20 protein-coding genes are annotated in these 18687 nt (G+C 52.2%); 12 read left to right on the top strand and 8 right to left on the bottom strand.

Features of this window, described 5'->3' with window-relative positions:
* Positions 1 to 59 precede the first annotated feature (59 nt).
* The 6 genes from cyoA (at position 60) to BEA93_RS12375 (ending at position 6369) form a co-directional block, all read left to right on the top strand.
* Positions 60 to 1007, top strand: coding sequence for a cytochrome o ubiquinol oxidase subunit II (gene cyoA, locus BEA93_RS12400; protein WP_001515888.1), 948 nt, complete (start codon positions 60 to 62; stop codon positions 1005 to 1007).
* A 21-nt stretch (positions 1008 to 1028) separates the two neighbouring features.
* A complete protein-coding gene (cyoB, locus tag BEA93_RS12395; RefSeq protein ID WP_000467192.1) occupies positions 1029 to 3020 on the top strand; it encodes a cytochrome o ubiquinol oxidase subunit I in 1992 nt (663 codons plus the stop codon).
* Entirely contained in the window at positions 3010 to 3624 is a 615-nt protein-coding gene (locus tag BEA93_RS12390; protein WP_000179822.1) for a cytochrome o ubiquinol oxidase subunit III, read from the top strand. The genes cyoB and BEA93_RS12390 overlap by 11 nt, the downstream gene beginning before the upstream one ends.
* Entirely contained in the window at positions 3624 to 3953 is a 330-nt protein-coding gene (locus tag BEA93_RS12385) for a cytochrome o ubiquinol oxidase subunit IV (RefSeq protein ID WP_000019804.1), read from the top strand. The genes BEA93_RS12390 and BEA93_RS12385 overlap by 1 nt, the downstream gene beginning before the upstream one ends.
* 11 nt (positions 3954 to 3964) lie before the next feature.
* A complete protein-coding gene (gene cyoE / locus BEA93_RS12380; protein WP_000971348.1) occupies positions 3965 to 4855 on the top strand; it encodes a heme o synthase in 891 nt (296 codons plus the stop codon).
* Between the two features lie 149 nt (positions 4856 to 5004).
* Complete coding sequence (locus BEA93_RS12375) at positions 5005 to 6369, top strand: MFS transporter (RefSeq protein WP_001000941.1); 1365 nt, start codon at positions 5005 to 5007, stop codon at positions 6367 to 6369.
* Between the two features lie 138 nt (positions 6370 to 6507).
* Here BEA93_RS12375 and yajQ read toward each other — a convergent pair whose 3' ends face one another.
* Positions 6508 to 6999 carry a nucleotide binding protein YajQ gene (gene yajQ, locus BEA93_RS12370; protein WP_001138904.1) on the bottom strand — a complete coding sequence of 164 codons (492 nt, stop codon included), beginning with the start codon at positions 6997 to 6999 and terminating at the stop codon, positions 6508 to 6510.
* A 167-nt stretch (positions 7000 to 7166) separates the two neighbouring features.
* Between yajQ and panE the strand changes: the two genes are divergently transcribed.
* Both panE and yajL read left to right on the top strand, forming a co-directional pair.
* On the top strand, positions 7167 to 8078 hold the full coding sequence (gene panE, locus BEA93_RS12365; RefSeq protein ID WP_105224629.1) for a 2-dehydropantoate 2-reductase: 912 nt from the start codon (positions 7167 to 7169) through the stop codon (positions 8076 to 8078).
* A complete protein-coding gene (gene yajL / locus BEA93_RS12360) occupies positions 8041 to 8631 on the top strand; it encodes a protein deglycase YajL (protein WP_001276331.1) in 591 nt (196 codons plus the stop codon). The genes panE and yajL overlap by 38 nt, the downstream gene beginning before the upstream one ends.
* A gap of 52 nt (positions 8632 to 8683) precedes the next feature.
* Here yajL and thiI read toward each other — a convergent pair whose 3' ends face one another.
* Positions 8684 to 10132, bottom strand: coding sequence for a tRNA uracil 4-sulfurtransferase ThiI (thiI, locus tag BEA93_RS12355; protein WP_105224628.1), 1449 nt, complete (start codon positions 10130 to 10132; stop codon positions 8684 to 8686).
* A 205-nt stretch (positions 10133 to 10337) separates the two neighbouring features.
* Here thiI and xseB point away from each other — a divergent pair, with 205 nt between their 5' ends.
* From xseB to yajO, 4 genes are all read left to right on the top strand, one after another.
* Positions 10338 to 10580, top strand: a complete 243-nt coding sequence (gene xseB, locus BEA93_RS12350; RefSeq protein ID WP_001124936.1) for an exodeoxyribonuclease VII small subunit — start codon at positions 10338 to 10340, stop codon at positions 10578 to 10580.
* Positions 10580 to 11479: a (2E,6E)-farnesyl diphosphate synthase gene (ispA, locus tag BEA93_RS12345; RefSeq protein WP_000347244.1), complete on the top strand. Its 900-nt coding sequence runs from the start codon at positions 10580 to 10582 to the stop codon at positions 11477 to 11479. Before xseB ends, ispA begins: the two co-directional genes overlap by 1 nt.
* Positions 11480 to 11503: 24 nt before the next feature.
* On the top strand, positions 11504 to 13366 hold the full coding sequence (dxs, locus tag BEA93_RS12340) for a 1-deoxy-D-xylulose-5-phosphate synthase (RefSeq protein WP_000006775.1): 1863 nt from the start codon (positions 11504 to 11506) through the stop codon (positions 13364 to 13366).
* Positions 13367 to 13622: 256 nt separating this feature from the next.
* Entirely contained in the window at positions 13623 to 14597 is a 975-nt protein-coding gene (gene yajO, locus BEA93_RS12330) for a 1-deoxyxylulose-5-phosphate synthase YajO (RefSeq protein WP_001199769.1), read from the top strand.
* Between the two features lie 87 nt (positions 14598 to 14684).
* Here the strand turns inward: yajO and pgpA are convergent, their stop codons facing one another.
* The 6 genes from pgpA to nrdR all read right to left on the bottom strand — a co-directional run.
* The gene (pgpA, locus tag BEA93_RS12325; RefSeq protein WP_001515886.1) at positions 14685 to 15200 is read right to left on the bottom strand and encodes a phosphatidylglycerophosphatase A; all 516 of its coding nucleotides are present in this window, start codon (positions 15198 to 15200) and stop codon (positions 14685 to 14687) included.
* A complete protein-coding gene (thiL, locus tag BEA93_RS12320; RefSeq protein WP_001515885.1) occupies positions 15178 to 16155 on the bottom strand; it encodes a thiamine-phosphate kinase in 978 nt (325 codons plus the stop codon). The genes pgpA and thiL overlap by 23 nt, the downstream gene beginning before the upstream one ends.
* A gap of 77 nt (positions 16156 to 16232) precedes the next feature.
* Positions 16233 to 16652 carry a transcription antitermination factor NusB gene (nusB, locus tag BEA93_RS12315; RefSeq protein ID WP_000801121.1) on the bottom strand — a complete coding sequence of 140 codons (420 nt, stop codon included), beginning with the start codon at positions 16650 to 16652 and terminating at the stop codon, positions 16233 to 16235.
* Between the two features lie 19 nt (positions 16653 to 16671).
* The gene (ribH, locus tag BEA93_RS12310) at positions 16672 to 17142 is read right to left on the bottom strand and encodes a 6,7-dimethyl-8-ribityllumazine synthase (RefSeq protein WP_001021161.1); all 471 of its coding nucleotides are present in this window, start codon (positions 17140 to 17142) and stop codon (positions 16672 to 16674) included.
* Positions 17143 to 17230: 88 nt separating this feature from the next.
* Positions 17231 to 18334 (bottom strand): bifunctional diaminohydroxyphosphoribosylaminopyrimidine deaminase/5-amino-6-(5-phosphoribosylamino)uracil reductase RibD, encoded by a 1104-nt coding sequence (gene ribD / locus BEA93_RS12305; RefSeq protein ID WP_001150410.1) that lies wholly within the window; start codon positions 18332 to 18334, stop codon positions 17231 to 17233.
* Between the two features lie 3 nt (positions 18335 to 18337).
* Positions 18338 to 18687, bottom strand: a 350-nt coding sequence (nrdR, locus tag BEA93_RS12300) for a transcriptional regulator NrdR (RefSeq protein ID WP_097363765.1), incomplete at its 5' end; no start/stop codon positions are given.

Below are 18687 nucleotides of genomic sequence, written 5' to 3'. Positions count from 1 at the left end.
CCCGTAAAATGCCCACACACTTTAAACGCCACCAGATCCCGTGGAATTGAGGTCGTTAAATGAGACTCAGGAAATACAATAAAAGTTTGGGATGGTTGTCATTATTTGCAGGCTCTGTATTGCTCAGTGGCTGTAATTCTGCGCTGTTAGATCCCAAAGGACAGATTGGTCTGGAGCAACGTTCGCTGATACTGACGGCATTTGGCCTGATGTTGATTGTCGTTATTCCCGCAATCTTGATGGCTGTTGGTTTCGCCTGGAAGTACCGTGCGAGCAATAAAGATGCTAAGTACAGCCCGAACTGGTCACACTCCAATAAAGTGGAAGCTGTGGTCTGGACGGTGCCAATCTTAATCATCATCTTCCTTGCGGTATTGACCTGGAAAACCACTCACGCTCTTGAGCCTAGCAAGCCGCTGGCACACGACGAGAAGCCCATTACCATCGAAGTGGTTTCCATGGACTGGAAATGGTTCTTCATCTACCCGGAACAGGGCATTGCTACCGTGAATGAAATCGCTTTCCCGGCGAACACTCCGGTGTACTTCAAAGTGACCTCCAACTCCGTGATGAACTCCTTCTTTATTCCGCGTCTGGGTAGCCAGATTTATGCCATGGCCGGTATGCAGACTCGCTTGCATCTGATCGCCAACGAACCCGGTACTTATGACGGTATTTCCGCCAGCTATAGCGGTCAGGGCTTCTCCGGCATGAAGTTCAACGCTATCGCCACACCGGATCGTGCCGCATTCGACCAATGGGTCGCAAAAGCAAAACAGTCGACGAAAACCATGTCTGACATGGCCACCTTCGAAAAACTGGCTGCGCCTAGCGAATACAACCAGGTGGAATATTTCTCCAACGTGAAACCCGACTTGTTTGCCGATGTGATTAACAAGTTTATGGCTCACGGTAAGAGCATGGACATGACTCAGCCCGAAGGTGAGCACAGCGCACACGAAGGTATGGAAGGCATGGACATGAGCCACGCGGAATCCGCCCATTAAAGGGGTTGAGGAAGAATAAAGATGTTCGGAAAATTAACACTTGATGCAGTCCCGTTCCATGAACCTATCATCATGGTTACGATCGCTGGCATTATTTTGGGAGGTCTGGCGCTCGTTGGCCTGATCACTTACTTCGGTAAGTGGACCTACCTGTGGAAAGAGTGGCTGACCTCTGTCGACCATAAACGCCTTGGTATCATGTATATCATCGTAGCGATTGTGATGCTGCTGCGTGGTTTTGCAGATGCCATTATGATGCGTAGTCAACAGGCACTGGCCTCGGCTGGCGAAGCAGGCTTCCTGCCGCCACACCACTATGATCAAGTTTTCACCGCTCACGGTGTGATTATGATCTTCTTCGTGGCGATGCCTTTCGTTATCGGTCTGATGAACCTGGTGGTTCCGCTGCAAATTGGCGCGCGTGACGTTGCGTTCCCGTTCCTCAACAACTTAAGCTTCTGGTTTACCGTTGTTGGTGTGATTCTGGTTAACGTTTCTCTCGGCGTGGGCGAATTCGCGCAGACTGGCTGGCTGGCCTATCCACCGCTATCGGGAATAGAGTACAGTCCGGGAGTCGGTGTCGATTACTGGATATGGAGTCTCCAGCTATCCGGTATAGGTACGACGCTAACCGGTATTAACTTCTTCGTTACCATTCTGAAGATGCGTGCACCGGGCATGACCATGTTCAAGATGCCGGTATTTACCTGGGCATCACTGTGCGCAAACATTCTGATTATCGCCTCCTTCCCAATTCTGACGGTTACCGTCGCGTTGCTAACCCTGGATCGCTATCTGGGCACCCATTTCTTTACCAACGATATGGGTGGCAACATGATGATGTACATCAACCTGATTTGGGCATGGGGACACCCGGAAGTTTACATCCTGATCCTGCCTGTTTTCGGTGTGTTCTCCGAAATTGCAGCGACCTTCTCGCGTAAACGTCTGTTTGGTTATACCTCGCTGGTATGGGCGACTGTCTGTATTACCGTGCTGTCGTTCATCGTCTGGCTGCACCACTTCTTTACGATGGGTGCGGGCGCGAACGTAAATGCCTTCTTCGGTATCACCACGATGATTATCGCCATCCCGACCGGGGTGAAGATCTTCAACTGGCTGTTCACCATGTATCAGGGTCGCATCGTGTTCCATTCTGCGATGCTGTGGACCATCGGTTTTATCGTCACCTTCTCAGTGGGCGGTATGACTGGCGTGCTGCTGGCAGTACCGGGCGCAGACTTCGTTCTGCATAACAGCCTGTTCCTGATTGCACACTTCCATAACGTTATCATCGGCGGCGTGGTCTTCGGCTGCTTCGCAGGGATGACCTACTGGTGGCCTAAAGCGTTCGGTTTCAAACTGAACGAGACCTGGGGTAAACGCGCGTTCTGGTTCTGGATTATCGGCTTCTTCGTTGCCTTTATGCCGCTGTACGCGCTGGGCTTCATGGGCATGACCCGTCGTTTGAGCCAGCAGATTGACCCGCAGTTCCACACGATGCTGATGATTGCAGCCAGCGGTGCGGTACTGATTGCGCTGGGTATTCTCTGCCTCGTGATTCAGATGTACGTCTCTATTCGCGACCGCGATCAGAACCGTGATCTGACTGGCGACCCGTGGGGTGGCCGCACGCTGGAGTGGGCAACCTCTTCCCCGCCTCCGTTCTATAACTTTGCCGTTGTGCCGCACGTTCACGAGCGTGATGCATTCTGGGAAATGAAAGAGAAAGGCGAAGCGTACAAAAAGCCTGACCACTATGAAGAAATTCATATGCCGAAAAACAGCGGCGCCGGTATCGTCATCGCTGCTTTCTCCACCATCTTCGGTTTCGCCATGATCTGGCATATCTGGTGGCTGGCGATTGTTGGCTTCGCAGGCATGATCATCACCTGGATCGTGAAAAGCTTCGACGAGGACGTGGATTACTACGTGCCGGTGGCAGAAATCGAAAAACTGGAAAATCAGCATTTCGATGAGATTACTAAGGCAGGGCTGAAAAATGGCAACTGATACTTTGACGCACGCGACTGCCCACGCGCACGAACACGGGCACCACGATGCAGGCGGAACCAAAATCTTCGGATTTTGGATCTACCTGATGAGCGACTGCATTCTGTTTTCTATCTTGTTTGCTACCTATGCCGTTCTGGTGAACGGCACCGCAGGCGGCCCGACAGGTAAGGACATTTTCGAACTGCCGTTCGTTCTGGTTGAAACTTTCTTGCTGTTGTTCAGCTCCATCACCTACGGCATGGCGGCTATCGCCATGTACAAAAACAACAAAAGCCAGGTTATCTCCTGGCTGGCGTTGACCTGGTTGTTTGGTGCTGGATTTATCGGGATGGAACTCTATGAATTCCATCACCTGATTGTTAACGACATGGGCCCGGATCGCAGCGGCTTCCTGTCAGCGTTCTTTGCGCTAGTGGGTACGCACGGTCTGCACGTCACTTCCGGTCTTATCTGGATGGCGGTGCTGATGGTGCAAATCGCGCGTCGCGGCCTGACCAGCACTAACCGTACCCGCATCATGTGTCTGAGTCTGTTCTGGCACTTCCTCGATGTGGTGTGGATCTGTGTGTTCACTGTTGTTTATCTGATGGGGGCGATGTAATGAGTCATTCTAACGTGAGCGGCGGCGCGTCCCATGGCAGCGTAAAAACCTACATGACAGGCTTTATCCTGTCGATAATCCTGACGGTGATCCCGTTCTGGATGGTAATGACAGGAACTGCCTCCCCGGCCGTAATTCTGGGAACGATCCTGGCAATGGCAGTGGTACAGGTTCTGGTGCATCTGGTGTGCTTCCTGCACATGAATACCAAATCAGATGAAGGCTGGAACATGACGGCGTTTGTCTTCACCGTGCTAATCATCGCTATTCTGGTTGTAGGCTCCATCTGGATTATGTGGAACCTCAACTACAACATGATGATGCACTAAGAGCGGCGGTTATGATGTTTAAGCAATACCTGCAAGTAACGAAACCAGGCATCATCTTTGGCAACCTGATCTCGGTGATTGGGGGATTCCTGCTGGCCTCAAAGGGCAGCATTGATTATCCCCTGTTTATCTACACGTTGGTTGGGGTGTCACTGGTTGTGGCGTCGGGTTGTGTGTTTAACAACTACATCGACAGGGATATCGACAGAAAGATGGAAAGGACGAAGAACCGGGTGCTGGTTAAAGGCCTGATCTCTCCTGCTGTCTCGCTGGTGTACGCCACCGTGCTGGGTATTGCTGGCTTTATGCTGCTGTGGTTTGGCGCGAATCCGCTGGCCTGCTGGCTGGGGGTAATGGGCTTTGTGGTTTATGTCGGCGTTTATAGCCTGTACATGAAACGCCACTCGGTCTACGGCACGTTGATTGGTTCTCTCTCCGGCGCTGCGCCGCCGGTGATTGGCTATTGTGCAGTGACCGGTGATTTCGATAGTGGCGCAGCGATTCTGCTGGCTATCTTCAGCCTGTGGCAAATGCCTCACTCTTATGCTATCGCCATTTTCCGCTTTAAAGATTATCAGGCGGCAAACATTCCGGTACTGCCGGTAGTGAAAGGCATTTCCGTGGCGAAGAATCACATCACGCTGTACATCATCGCCTTTGCCGTTGCCACACTGATGCTCTCTCTCGGCGGTTACGCAGGGTATAAATATCTGGTGGTCGCCGCGGCAGTTAGCGTCTGGTGGTTAGGTATGGCCCTGCGCGGTTATAAAGTCGCTGATGACAGAGTCTGGGCGCGTAAACTGTTCGGCTTCTCGATCATCGCCATCACAGCTCTCTCGGTAATGATGTCCATTGATTTTATGGTGCCGGACTCGCATACGCTGCTGGCTGCCGTCTGGTAACGCAACATCCCTGTTAAAAAAGGTGCTACGGCACCTTTTTTCTTAGCATTAGAAACATATCCCCCACGAAATATTTACTAAAAAATCCGCTTGTTTACCCCATTCGTTTACCGCTTTACACTAGTCGCGAATTTAAAATAGAGGTGGTAATGAACGATTATAAAATGACGCCAGGTGAGCGGCGCGCGACCTGGGGTTTAGGGATCGTATTTTCATTGCGCATGCTGGGAATGTTTATGGTTCTGCCGGTTCTGACCACGTATGGTATGGCTCTGCAAGGCGCCAGCGAAGCGTTGATCGGTATTGCGATTGGCATTTACGGTCTGACTCAGGCCGTTTTTCAGATTCCGTTTGGCCTGCTTTCTGACCGCATTGGTCGCAAGCCATTAATTGTCGGCGGGTTAGCCGTATTTGTCGCCGGTAGCGTTATCGCCGCGCTCTCTGACTCCATCTGGGGAATTATTCTGGGCCGGGCGTTACAAGGTTCCGGTGCAATTGCCGCTGCCGTTATGGCGTTGCTGTCCGATCTCACCCGCGAACAAAACCGTACCAAAGCGATGGCGTTTATCGGCGTTAGCTTTGGCATTACCTTCGCCATTGCGATGGTGCTTGGCCCAATTATCACTCACAAACTTGGGCTACATGCGCTGTTCTGGATGATCGCTATTCTGGCAACGACCGGCATTGCGTTGACCATTTGGGTTGTACCCAACAGCAGCACGCACGTACTTAATCGTGAGTCCGGGATGGTGAAAGGCAGTTTCAGCAAAGTGCTGGCAGAACCGCGACTACTGAAACTCAACTTTGGCATTATGTGTCTGCACATGCTACTGATGTCGACGTTTGTCGCTCTTCCTGGGCAACTTGCTGGCGCGGGTTTTCCGGCAGCGGAACATTGGAAAGTCTATCTGGCAACGATGTTAATCGCCTTTGGCTCTGTCGTGCCTTTCATTATCTACGCTGAAGTTAAGCGTAAGATGAAGCAAGTCTTTGTCTTCTGCGTCGGGCTGATCGTGGTTGCGGAAATCGTGCTGTGGAACGCGCAAACGCAGTTCTGGCAACTGGTGGTCGGCGTGCAGCTTTTCTTTGTGGCGTTTAACCTGATGGAAGCCCTCCTGCCCTCGCTTATCAGTAAAGAGTCGCCAGCAGGTTACAAAGGTACGGCGATGGGCGTTTACTCCACCAGCCAGTTTCTTGGCGTGGCGATTGGCGGTTCGCTCGGCGGCTGGATTGACGGCATGTTTGACGGCCAGGGCGTATTTCTCGCGGGCGCAATGCTGGCAGCAGTGTGGCTGGCAGTCGCCAGTACCATGAAAGAACCGCCGTATGTCAGCAGTTTGCGCATTGAAATCCCGGCGGATATTGCCGCAAACGAGGCGTTAAAAGTGCGTTTACAGGAAACTGCAGGCGTCAAAGAAGTGTTGATTGCAGAAGAAGAACATTCAGCTTACGTGAAAATCGACAGCAAAGTGACGAATCGCTTTGAGGTTGAACAGGCAATTCGTCAGGCATAAAAACGAGGCGAAATTGCCTGATGCGCTATGCTTATCTGGCCTACAAAGTTGCAGCAATCTTTTGAATTCACAAACTTTTGTAGGCCAGAAAAGGCATTCACGCCGCAGCCGGCATGAACAAAGCGTATGTTATCGCGATTAATCGCGGAAGTTTTTGAACTGGAATGGCTGGCCGAGATCGCCACCACGCACCATCGCCATCACTGCCTGCAAATCGTCACGAGATTTACCCGTTACGCGGATCTCATCACCCTGAATTTGCGCCTGCACTTTCAGTTTGCTGTCTTTGATCATCTTGACGATTTTCTTCTGGGTCGCGCTCTCAATGCCCTGCTTCAGTTTCGCTTCCACAAACCAGGTTTTACCGCTATGAACGATATTTTCCGGTACATCCAGCGAGCTGCCTTCAATGCCGCGTTTCAGCAATTTGGCACGCAGAATGTCCAGCAACTGATTGACCTGGAAATCGGACTCGCTCAACACTTTAATGGTTTTGCTGGCATCGTTCAGCTCAAACGACGCTTCAACGTTACGGAAGTCAAAACGAGACTCTACTTCGCGACTCGCGTTATCGACCGCGTTACGCGCTTCCTGAAGATCAACTTCAGAGACAATATCGAAAGATGGCATCTTTTTCTCTCCCTTCATTTTTGATGCGAAGCATAATACCTGCAAAGTTAAATAACAGACAGTCCTGCGCCAGGACGCATCCCTTAATTGTGCATGGTCACAACACCATGCACAATTAAGGGATAGCCTTATTGAACACCCGGTGTGGTTGCGGGTGAGGAGGAACAATGAAAATTACCGTATTGGGATGCGGTGCCTTAGGGCAATTATGGCTTACAGCACTTTGCAAACAGGGCCACGAAGTTCAGGGCTGGCTGCGGGTGCCACAACCGTACTGTAGCGTGAATCTGGTTGAAACAGACGGTTCGATATTTAACGAATCTCTGACCGCCAATGATCCAGATTTTCTGGCCACCAGCGATCTGTTACTGGTGACGTTGAAAGCCTGGCAGGTGTCTGATGCCGTCAAAAGTCTGGCATCAACACTACCTGTAACCACGCCAATTTTGCTGATCCACAACGGCATGGGCACCATTGAAGAGTTACAGAACATTGAGCAACCTTTACTGATGGGCACGACCACCCATGCAGCGCGCCGCGACGGCAACGTCATCATTCACGTGGCAAGCGGTATTACTCATATAGGCCCGGCGCGTCAACAGGATGGTGATTACAGCTATCTGGCAGATATTTTGCAAACCGTTTTACCTGACGTCGCCTGGCATAACAATATTCGCGCCGAGCTGTGGCGAAAACTGGCGGTTAACTGTGTGATTAATCCGCTGACTGCCATCTGGAATTGCCCGAATGGCGAATTACGTCATCATCCGCAAGAAATTATGCAGATATGCGAAGAAGTTGCGGCGGTGATTGAACGCGAAGAGCATCATACTTCTGCGGAAGATCTGCGTGATTATGTGATGCAGGTGATTGATGCTACGGCAGAAAACATCTCGTCAATGCTGCAGGATATTCGCGCGTTGCGCCATACAGAAATCGACTATATCAACGGTTTTCTGCTACGTCGTGCCCGCGCGCATGGGATTGCTGTACCGGAAAACACCCGCCTGTTTGAAATGGTAAAAAGAAAGGAGAGTGAATATGAGCGCATCGGCACTGGTTTGCCTCGCCCCTGGTAGTGAAGAGACTGAAGCGGTCACCACTATCGACCTGTTGGTTCGCGGTGGCATTAATGTCACTACTGCCAGCGTCGCCAGCGATGGCAACCTGGCAATTACCTGCTCGCGCGGCGTGAAACTGCTGGCGGATGCGCCGCTGGTCGAAGTGGCCGATGGCGAATATGATGTGATTGTACTGCCTGGTGGGATCAAAGGTGCAGAGTGTTTTCGTGACAGCACCCTACTGGTCGAAACGGTTAAACAGTTCCACCGTTCCGGGCGTATCGTTGCGGCGATTTGTGCTGTGCCAGCCACGGTGTTGGTGCCGCACGACATCTTCCCGATTGGCAATATGACCGGTTTCCCGACGCTGAAAGATAAAATTCCCGCAGAACAATGGCAAGACAAGCGCGTCGTCTGGGACGCACGCGTAAAATTGCTGACCAGCCAGGGGCCAGGCACGGCTATTGATTTTGGTCTGAAAATTATCGACCTGCTGGTTGGGCGCGAGAAAGCCCATGAAGTCGCATCACAACTGGTGATGGCGGCAGGGATTTATAATTATTACGAGTAATGTCGATGCGGTAAGCGTCGCATCTGGCCAGATGCGACGTAAATACCAATAATTACGGGCGATACACTTTCACATTCTTAAAGCCCTGCTCGCGCAGATAGAGCGCCTGCAAGCGGCTCATCACCCCGCGCTCACACCACAACAGCCAGGTTTTGCTCTGGTCGAGATCGCCAAATTTAGTGCTCAATTTGTAGAACGGCAGGGAAACTACATCGATCCCTTCGACTTTCAGCGGTTTATCTTCCTGTTCATCGATAGAGCGAATATCGAGGATCACGTCATTCGGGCCGAAGTCATTGACGGTTTCCACTTCCACCACTTCCTGCTCGGTCTGCTGGGCGATTTCGCGAATATCAACGTTATTCGCTTCCTCAACCACTTTGTCGAGAATGCTGAAGTCGAACTTCTCTTCTTCCGCTTCAATCTTCGACTTAACCGCTTTCACCGTCGGGCTTTTGGAGATCACGCCGCAATATTCCGGCATCGTGCGGGCAAAGTCTTCAGTGCCAATCTGACGAGCAAGGTTAATGATGTGCTCTTTGTCGTAAGAGATCAGCGGACGCAGGATTAGCGTGTCAGAAACGTTATCAATCAGACGCAGGTTGGTCAGCGTCTGACTGGACACCTGGCCCAACGCCTCGCCGGTCACCAGCGCCTGTACGCCGTAACGCTCAGCCACTTTAGATGCGGCACGCACCATCATACGTTTGAGAATGACGCCCATCTGACCGTCGTCGATTTTCTCAAGAATTTCACCGACTACCGGTTCGAAGTTAATGGCGACAAAACGCACGCGGTGAGAGCTGCCAAAGCGATTCCACAGATAATGTGCCACCTGACGAACACCAATTTCGTGTGCCGCGCCGCCGAGGTTAAAGAAGCAGTAATGCACACGGCAACCGCGGCGCATCAGCATATAACTGGAAACGCCAGAGTCGAAACCACCAGAGATCAGCGACAGCACATCTTCCTGGGTGCCTATCGGGAAACCACCAATACCTTCGTAGCGGCCTTTGATCAGCAGCAGACGATCGTCTTCCACTTCCAGATGGACAGTCACATCCGGGTTAGTCAGCTTCACGCGAGCGGATTCAATATGTTGATTCAAGCCACCGCCGACGTAACGTTCCACATCAATCGAGCTAAAATCGTGCTTACCGCGACGCTTCACGCGTACACAGAAGGTCTTACCTTCCAGTTGGTCACGGTACTGAACCAACGCTTTCTCGAAAATATCGTGCATGTCGGTAAACGGCACGTCTTCGACTTCGAGAATATGGTGGATACCCGGAATGCGGGTCAAAGCGTCGCGAATTGCCAGACGCTGGTTTTCATCTTTCGCGCGAACTTCGATGTTATCCCAGTGACGGACAACTGCGAGCGTCTCATCATAGTGCTTTAAAACGTTACGAATATTCCCGGTAAGGATTTTTATAAAGCGCAAGCGCACAGATTGGCTCTTGATGGTGATTTCCGGGAACAATTTAATGATAAACTTCATGGCGGCAATGGTTCTTTGGCAAGTCTTAAGCGACTTGTTTGGGGAAAAATACAGCAGCCCACACCTGCGGCTGCATCCAGGCGCGGAAGTATACCACTAACATCGCTTTGCTGCGCATATCACCTTACCATTGCGCGTTATTTGCTATTTGCCCTGAGTCCGTTACCATGACGGGGCGTAAAATATTGAGAGTCAGACATTCATTATGCCGAAGAAAAATGAGGCGCCCGCCAGCTTTGAAAAGGCGCTAAGCGAGCTGGAACAGATTGTGACCCGTCTGGAAAGTGGCGACCTGCCGCTGGAAGAGGCACTGAATGAGTTCGAACGTGGCGTGCAGCTTGCACGTCAGGGGCAGGCCAAATTACAACAAGCCGAACAGCGCGTACAGATCCTGCTGTCTGACAACGAAGACGCCTCTCCAACACCTTTTACACCGGACAATGAGTAATGGACTTTCCGCAGCAACTCGAAGCCTGCGTTAAGCAGGCCAACCAGGCGCTGAGCCGTTTTATCGCCCCACTGCCCTTTCAGAACACTCCCGTGGTAGAAACCATGCAGTATGGCGCATTATTAGGTGGTAAGCGCCTGCGACCTTTCCTGGTTTATGCTACTGGTCAAATGCTCGGCGTAAGTCTGAATACTTTGGACGCACCAGCAGCAGCCGTAGAGTGTATCCACGCTTACTCATTAATTCATGATGATCTACCGGCAATGGATGATGACGATTTACGTCGTGGTTTACCCACCTGTCATGTGAAGTTTGGCGAAGCGAACGCCATCCTCGCCGGGGATGCTTTACAAACGTTAGCATTCTCGATTTTAAGCGATGCGGATATGCCAGAAGTTTCAGACCGTGACAGAATCGCGATGATTTCAGAACTGGCAAATGCCAGCGGTATTGCCGGAATGTGTGGCGGCCAGGCGTTAGATTTAGACGCGGAAGGCAAACACGTACCTCTGGACGCACTTGAACGTATTCATCGTCATAAAACAGGTGCGTTAATTCGTGCCGCCGTTCGTCTTGGTGCGTTAAGCGCCGGAGATAAAGGACGTCATGCCCTGCCAATACTCGACAAGTATGCAGAGAGCATCGGTCTTGCCTTCCAGGTTCAGGATGACATCCTGGATGTGGTGGGAGATACTGCAACGTTGGGTAAACGTCAGGGTGCCGACCAGCAGCTTGGCAAAAGTACTTACCCTGCACTTCTGGGACTTGAGCAAGCCCGGAAGAAAGCCAGAGATCTTATCGACGATGCTCGCCAGTCGCTGAAACAACTGGCTGAACAGTCGCTCGATACCTCGGCACTGGAAGCGCTAGCGGACTACATTATCCAGCGTAATAAATAAACAATAAGTATTAATAGGCCTCTGATGAGTTTTGATATTGCCAAATACCCGACCCTGGCACTGGTCGACTCCACCCAGGAGTTGCGACTGCTACCAAAAGAGAGTTTACCGAAACTCTGCGACGAACTGCGCCGTTATTTACTCGACAGCGTGAGCCGTTCCAGCGGACACTTCGCCTCTGGGCTGGGCACGGTCGAACTGACCGTGGCGCTGCACTATGTCTATAACACTCCATTTGACCAGTTAATCTGGGATGTGGGGCATCAGGCTTATCCGCATAAAATTTTAACCGGACGCCGCGACAAAATCGGTACTATCCGCCAGAAAGGCGGCCTACACCCGTTCCCGTGGCGCGGCGAAAGCGAATATGACGTGTTAAGCGTCGGGCATTCATCAACCTCCATCAGTGCCGGAATCGGTATTGCGGTGGCTGCCGAGAAAGAAGGTAAGGATCGCCGCACCGTCTGCGTAATTGGCGACGGCGCGATTACCGCAGGCATGGCGTTTGAAGCGATGAACCATGCGGGCGATATTCGTCCTGATATGCTGGTGATCCTCAACGACAACGAAATGTCGATTTCCGAAAATGTCGGCGCGCTCAACAACCATCTGGCACAGCTACTTTCCGGTAAACTTTACTCGTCACTGCGCGAAGGCGGTAAAAAAGTCTTCTCTGGCGTGCCGCCAATTAAAGAACTGCTCAAACGCACTGAAGAACATATCAAAGGCATGGTAGTGCCTGGCACGCTGTTTGAAGAGCTGGGCTTTAACTACATCGGCCCGGTTGACGGTCACGACGTGCTGGGGCTTATCACCACGCTAAAAAATATGCGCGACCTGAAAGGCCCGCAGTTCCTGCATATCATGACCAAAAAAGGTCGTGGTTATGAACCAGCAGAAAAAGACCCAATCACTTTCCACGCCGTGCCTAAATTTGACCCGTCCAGCGGTTGCCTGCCCAAAAGCAGCGGCGGTCTGCCGAGCTATTCAAAAATCTTTGGCGACTGGTTGTGCGAAACGGCAGCGAAAGACAACAAGCTGATGGCGATTACGCCGGCGATGCGTGAAGGTTCCGGCATGGTCGAGTTTTCGCGGAAATTCCCGGATCGCTACTTTGACGTGGCAATCGCTGAGCAACACGCGGTGACTTTTGCCGCTGGTCTGGCGATTGGCGGGTACAAACCGATCGTGGCTATTTACTCCACCTTCCTGCAACGCGCCTACGATCAGGTGCTGCATGACGTCGCAATTCAAAAGCTACCGGTTCTGTTCGCTATCGACCGCGCGGGCATTGTTGGTGCTGATGGTCAAACCCACCAGGGGGCTTTTGATCTCTCCTTCCTGCGCTGCATCCCGGAAATGGTCATTATGACCCCAAGCGATGAAAACGAATGTCGCCAAATGCTTTACACCGGTTACCACTACAACGATGGCCCGTCAGCGGTGCGTTACCCGCGCGGCAATGCCGTTGGCGTGGAACTGACGCCGCTGGAAAAACTGCCGATTGGTAAAGGTATCGTGAAGCGTCGCGGTGAAAAACTGGCGATCCTCAACTTTGGTACTTTGATGCAGGAAGCGGTGAAAGTCGCTGAATCGCTAAATGCTACGCTGGTCGATATGCGTTTTGTGAAGCCGCTTGATGAAGCGTTAATTCTGGAGATGGCCGCCAGCCATGAGGCGCTGGTCACCGTTGAAGAGAACGCCATTATGGGCGGCGCAGGCAGCGGCGTGAACGAAGTATTGATGGCACATCGTAAACCGGTGCCAGTGCTGAATATTGGCCTACCGGACTTCTTTATTCCACAAGGAACGCAGGAAGAAATGCGCGCCGAGCTCGGCCTCGATGCCGCCGGAATGGAAGCCAAAATCAAAGCCTGGCTGGCATAATCCCTACTCCACTCCTGCTATGCTTAAAAGATTGTTCATAGACTCTAAATAATTCGAGTTGCAGGAAGGCGGCAAACGAGTGAAGCCCCAGGAGCTTACATAAGTAAGTGACTGGGGTGAACGACAAATCCGCATGGAGCGGATTTGAACGCTGTTTGCAGCGGCCCTGTTAAGGGTGAAGGCATGGATGGGCCGAATAACTCGCAGCCGCAGCACATGCAACCTGAAGTATGACGAGTATAACGGGAGTGGCAGCATGCAATACAACCTCTTAGGGAAAACCGACCTTCGCGTTTCCCGACTTTGCCTCGGCTGTATGACCTTTGGCGAGCCAGATCGCGGTAATCACGCATGGACGCTGCCGGAAGAAAGCAGTCGCCCAATAATCAAACGCGCCCTTGAGGGCGGCATTAACTTTTTTGATACCGCGAATAGCTATTCCGATGGCAGCAGCGAAGAGATCGTCGGTCGCGCATTGCGGGATTTCGCCCGTCGCGATGACGTGGTCGTCGCGACAAAAGTTTTCCATCGTGTCGGTGACTTACCAGAAGGATTATCCCGCACGCAAATTTTGCGCTCTATTGACGACAGCCTGCGTCGTCTCGGCATGGATTATGTCGATATCCTGCAAATTCATCGCTGGGATTACAACACGCCGATTGAAGAGACGCTTGAAGCCCTGAACGACGTCGTAAAAGCCGGAAAAGCGCGTTATATCGGCGCGTCATCAATGTACGCCTCCCAGTTTGCTCAGGCGTTGGAACTGCAAAAACAGCACGGCTGGGCGCAGTTTGTCAGTATGCAGGATCACTATAATCTGATTTATCGTGAAGAAGAGCGCGAGATGCTGCCGCTGTGTTATCAGGAAGGCGTGGCGGTTATTCCGTGGAGCCCGCTGGCACGGGGCCGTCTGACGCGTCCGTGGGGTGAAACCACTGCACGACTGGTTTCTGACGAAGTGGGAAAAAATCTCTATAAAGAAAGCGATGAGAATGACGCGCAAATAGCTGCCCGTTTAGCCGGTGTAAGTGAAGAACTGGGCGTTACGCGGGCACAAGTCGCACTGGCATGGCTATTGAGCAAACCCGGCATTGCCGCACCGATTATCGGAACTTCGCGGGAAGAACAGCTAGATGAGTTACTGAATGCGGTGGATATCACGTTGAAGCCGGAACAAATTGCCGAGCTGGAAACGCCATATAAACCGCATCCGATAGTGGGATTTAAATAGGTATGCAGGTCTGATAAGACGCGGCAAGCGTCATATCAGACATCGCGCACAACCGCCGGATGCAGCGTGAACGCCTTACCCGGCCTGCTACAGAATACCCATCGGCCAGTGATGGCCGATAAAATAGAGTATTCCAGCGGAAATCACTCCGGCGACAATATCGTCGATCATGATCCCCATGCCACCATGCACATTGCGATCAAACCAGCGGATCGGCCACGGTTTCCACATATCCAGAATCCGGAAAATGACAAACCCGGCAGCGACCCACTGCCAGTCATTGGTCGGCAGCGCCATCAGGGTGATCCACATGCCGATAAACTCATCCCAGACGATACTGCCGTGATCGTGCACACCCATATCTTTCGCCGTCTGATGGCAAAGATAGACGCCGATGCAGATCCCCAGCATTACCACCAGTGAGTAGAGTTGCCAGGGCAAAAAAGTCATCAGATACCAGAAGGGGATCGCCGCCAGCGAGCCCATCGTACCTGGAACAATCGGGCTTAACCCACTCCCAAACCCTGTAGCCAACAAGTGCCACGGGTTACTCATCTTCAGGCGACTTTTCGCGACATCTTTATGGCGTGGCAAAATGGTCATATCCTTTCCAGTCAACCGTGACAGGTTCGCCGTCACGCACAAAACAAAGCCCTTCGATATCGGCGGTCATTTGCCCGATACAAGTAAACGGTACGCCCAGGTGCCCCAGAGCAACATCCAGCGCGCCACGGTTAAGCTCCGGCACAGTAAAGCACAACTCATAATCTTCGCCACCAGAGAGCGCCCAACGCAGCGCCTGTTCCGGTTCAACATGACGTGAAAGTGCGTCAGAGAATGGCAACAATGTCAGATCAATTCGTGCGCCGCAGTCGCTGGCTTTCACGATATGCCCGAGATCGGAGATCAGACCGTCAGAGAGATCGATGGCTGAACTCGCCAGATCGCGCAGTGCCTGCCCCTGTAAAATACGCGGCGATGGGCGGAGATGACGTTTTATTAAATACTCCGCATCTTTAGCATCTGCAACCTGCAAACGGTTTTGCAAAATCGCCAGCCCGGCGGCGCTATCGCCCGGCGTACCGGTCACATAGATCCAGTCACCCGGTTTCGCACCTGAGCGCGTTAAAGCTCGTCCCATCGGGACAAAGCCGTGGATACCCAACGTCATTGATAGCGGTCCACGCGTGGTATCGCCGCCAATGAGCTGCATATCGTAATAATTGAGGAGCTCGAAAAGACTGTCGCTGAAGGATTCAAGCCACGCTTCGTCCACGTTCGGTAAAGTCAATGCCAGCGTCAGCCAGGCTGGATCGGCCCCCATCGCCGCCAGATCGCTTAAGTTTACCGCCAGTGCTTTATACGCCAGATCAGCAGGATCGATGTCAGGGAGGAAATGGTTACCCGCCACCAGCGTATCAGTGCTGATTGCCAGGGTCTGTTTCTCGGGGATATTGAGAAGTGCACAATCGTCACCGATGCCAAGTTCGACATCAAGACGAGAGCTTCTTACTCGGTCAAAATAACGGGCAATCAGGGAGAACTCGCCACATGCCATACGTTACGCCTCAGCAGGTAAAAAAGAAAAGGCCGGCGAGTGCGGAACTGTTTTCCGTTACTCTACCGGCCTGGATATCACTTTTTGTTAGGGCGAATCACAGGTGCTGCTTTATCGAGTACACCGTTGACGAACTTATGGCTGTCTTCTGCGCCGAACGATTTCGCCAGCTCGATCGCTTCGTTAATAGCCACTTTGTACGGCACATCGCTACGTTTAGACAGCTCGTACAGTGCAATGCGCAGTACCGCTTTTTCTACCTGGCCCAGCTCTTCCAGCAGGCGAGACAGATATGGCTTCATCAGTCCGTCGAGGTATGCGGTGTTAGTCGCCACCCCGGCCAGCAGCTCACGGAAGTACAGGATGTCAACGTCTTTTACATCCTGTTCAGCCAGGAACTGGTATTCAACATCAGCGATGTCGTTCTGGGACAACTGCCAGGAGTAGAGCGCCTGGACGGCACACTCACGAGCGCGGCGACGAGCAGCAGGTTTCACGGATTTCCCCTTACTAATTTCAGGCCTTGATGGCTTTCAATACATTAATCATTTCAAGCGCGGTCAGTGCAGCTTCTGCACCTTTGTTACCAGCTTTGGTGCCAGCACGTTCGATCGCTTGTTCAATGCTTTCGGTGGTCAACACACCAAAAGCAACCGGAATTTCGCTGTCCTGGGCAACATGCGCCAGGCCGTTGCTTGCACCGCCAGCGACATATTCAAAGTGGGCAGTGCCACCACGAATAACGGTTCCCAACGCAATCACCGCGTCGTATTTACCGGTTTTTGCCAGTGCGCCTGCCGCCAGCGGCAGCTCATAGGCACCAGGCACCCAAACAACGGTAATGTTTTCATCTTTTACCTGACCGATACGTTTCAGTGCGTCAATCGCACCTTCCAGCAGGCTGTCATTGATAAAGTTGTTGAAACGCGCAATGGTGATGGCGACGCGAGCGTCCGGGGTAGCAACGTTAGCTTCAATAATGTTCATTTTTTTCCTTCGGGTTCGAGTATGGCCCCGCAGGGGGGCGGATTTTAGCATAATATTTCGTGCGCTGCTTCCCTTTCGAGCCGGGAGATCATGCGCCCACTAAATGCAGGCAAACATCCGGGCCTACATGACGTATCTCTTTGAATTTAAATTGGGGCGCGTCGGCTAATTTCTCAAGCCCCGGCAGCGTACATAATCCGCGGGCGTCGCTGCCTAATAGTTTAGGTGCGATATAGACAATCAGTTCATCGACTAAACCCGCCTGTAGTAGTGCTCCAGCGAGCGTTGGCCCCGCTTCCACCCAGATGCTGTTAATTTGCTGTTTACCCAGTTGCATCATCAGCACAACCAGATCCAGATGACCTTTATGTTCTGGAATCAGCAAGGTGCGCACCGTTTCCGGCCATTCACGAGAATCATCCTGAGTGCGCGCGAACCAGGTTTCACCCGGCTGCTGCACAATGCGATGTTCCGGCGTTACGCGATTTTGGCTATCAATCACAATGCGTACCGGCTGGCGTAGATTTTGTTGCGGATAAAGCGCCTGAGTTTGTTCATCCAGTTCAGACCAACGCACCGTTAAAGCCGGATCGTCCGCCAGCACCGTGGCGCTGCTGGTTAAAATAGCATGACTTTGCGCACGCAAACGCTGAACATCGCGACGCGCCTGGGGTGAAGTGATCCACTGGCTTTCGCCGTTGGCCATCGCCGTGCGGCCATCAAGCGACGCGCCAAGTTTCAGTTGGATATAAGGAAAGCCAGTGCGCATCCGCTTAAGAAAGCCTTTATTCAACGGCTCGGCTTCGCTCATCATCAGGCCGTGGCTGACGTCAATCCCTGCTTGTTGCAGACGATAAAGTCCACGCCCTGCGACCTGCGGGTTAGGATCCTGCATTGCGGCAACCACACGCGCCACGCCAGCAGCAATTAGCGCATCACAGCACGGTGGTGTACGACCATGATGGCTACAAGGTTCGAGAGTCACATACGCAGTTGCACCTTTAGCTTTTTCACCCGCCATGCGCAACGCGTGTACCTCGGCATGTGGTTCACCCGCACGGTGATGATAACCTTCACCGACAATTTCGCCATCTTTGACAATGACGCATCCGACATTCGGATTGGGATGCGTGGTGAAACGTCCTCGTTGCGCCAGCTTTAGCGCCCGCGCCATGTAATACTCATCCTGCACGGTTTAGTCCTCCAGGCGCGCGATCTCTTCGCCAAATTCTTTGATATCTTCGAAACTGCGATAGACAGAGGCAAAACGGATATAGGCGACTTTATCGAGTTTTTTCAATTGCTCCATCACCAGATTGCCAATCATCTTGCTCGGCACCTCGCGCTCACCGGTGGCGCGGAGCTGTGACTTTATATGGTTAATCGCCATTTCGACATCATCGGAACTTACCGGACGTTTTTCCAGCGCCCGCAGCATTCCGCTACGCAATTTTTCTTCATTAAACGGTTCGCGCACGTCGTTGCTTTTAACAACGCGTGGCATAACCAGTTCCGCCACTTCAAACGTGGTGAAACGTTCATTAC

The sequence above is a fragment of the Escherichia sp. MOD1-EC5950 genome, assembly GCF_002965345.1.
GTDB lineage: Bacteria > Pseudomonadota > Gammaproteobacteria > Enterobacterales > Enterobacteriaceae > Escherichia > Escherichia marmotae.
The sequence above is the reverse complement of the archived record's forward strand: the minus strand, read 5'-3'. Positions and strand labels throughout refer to the sequence as shown.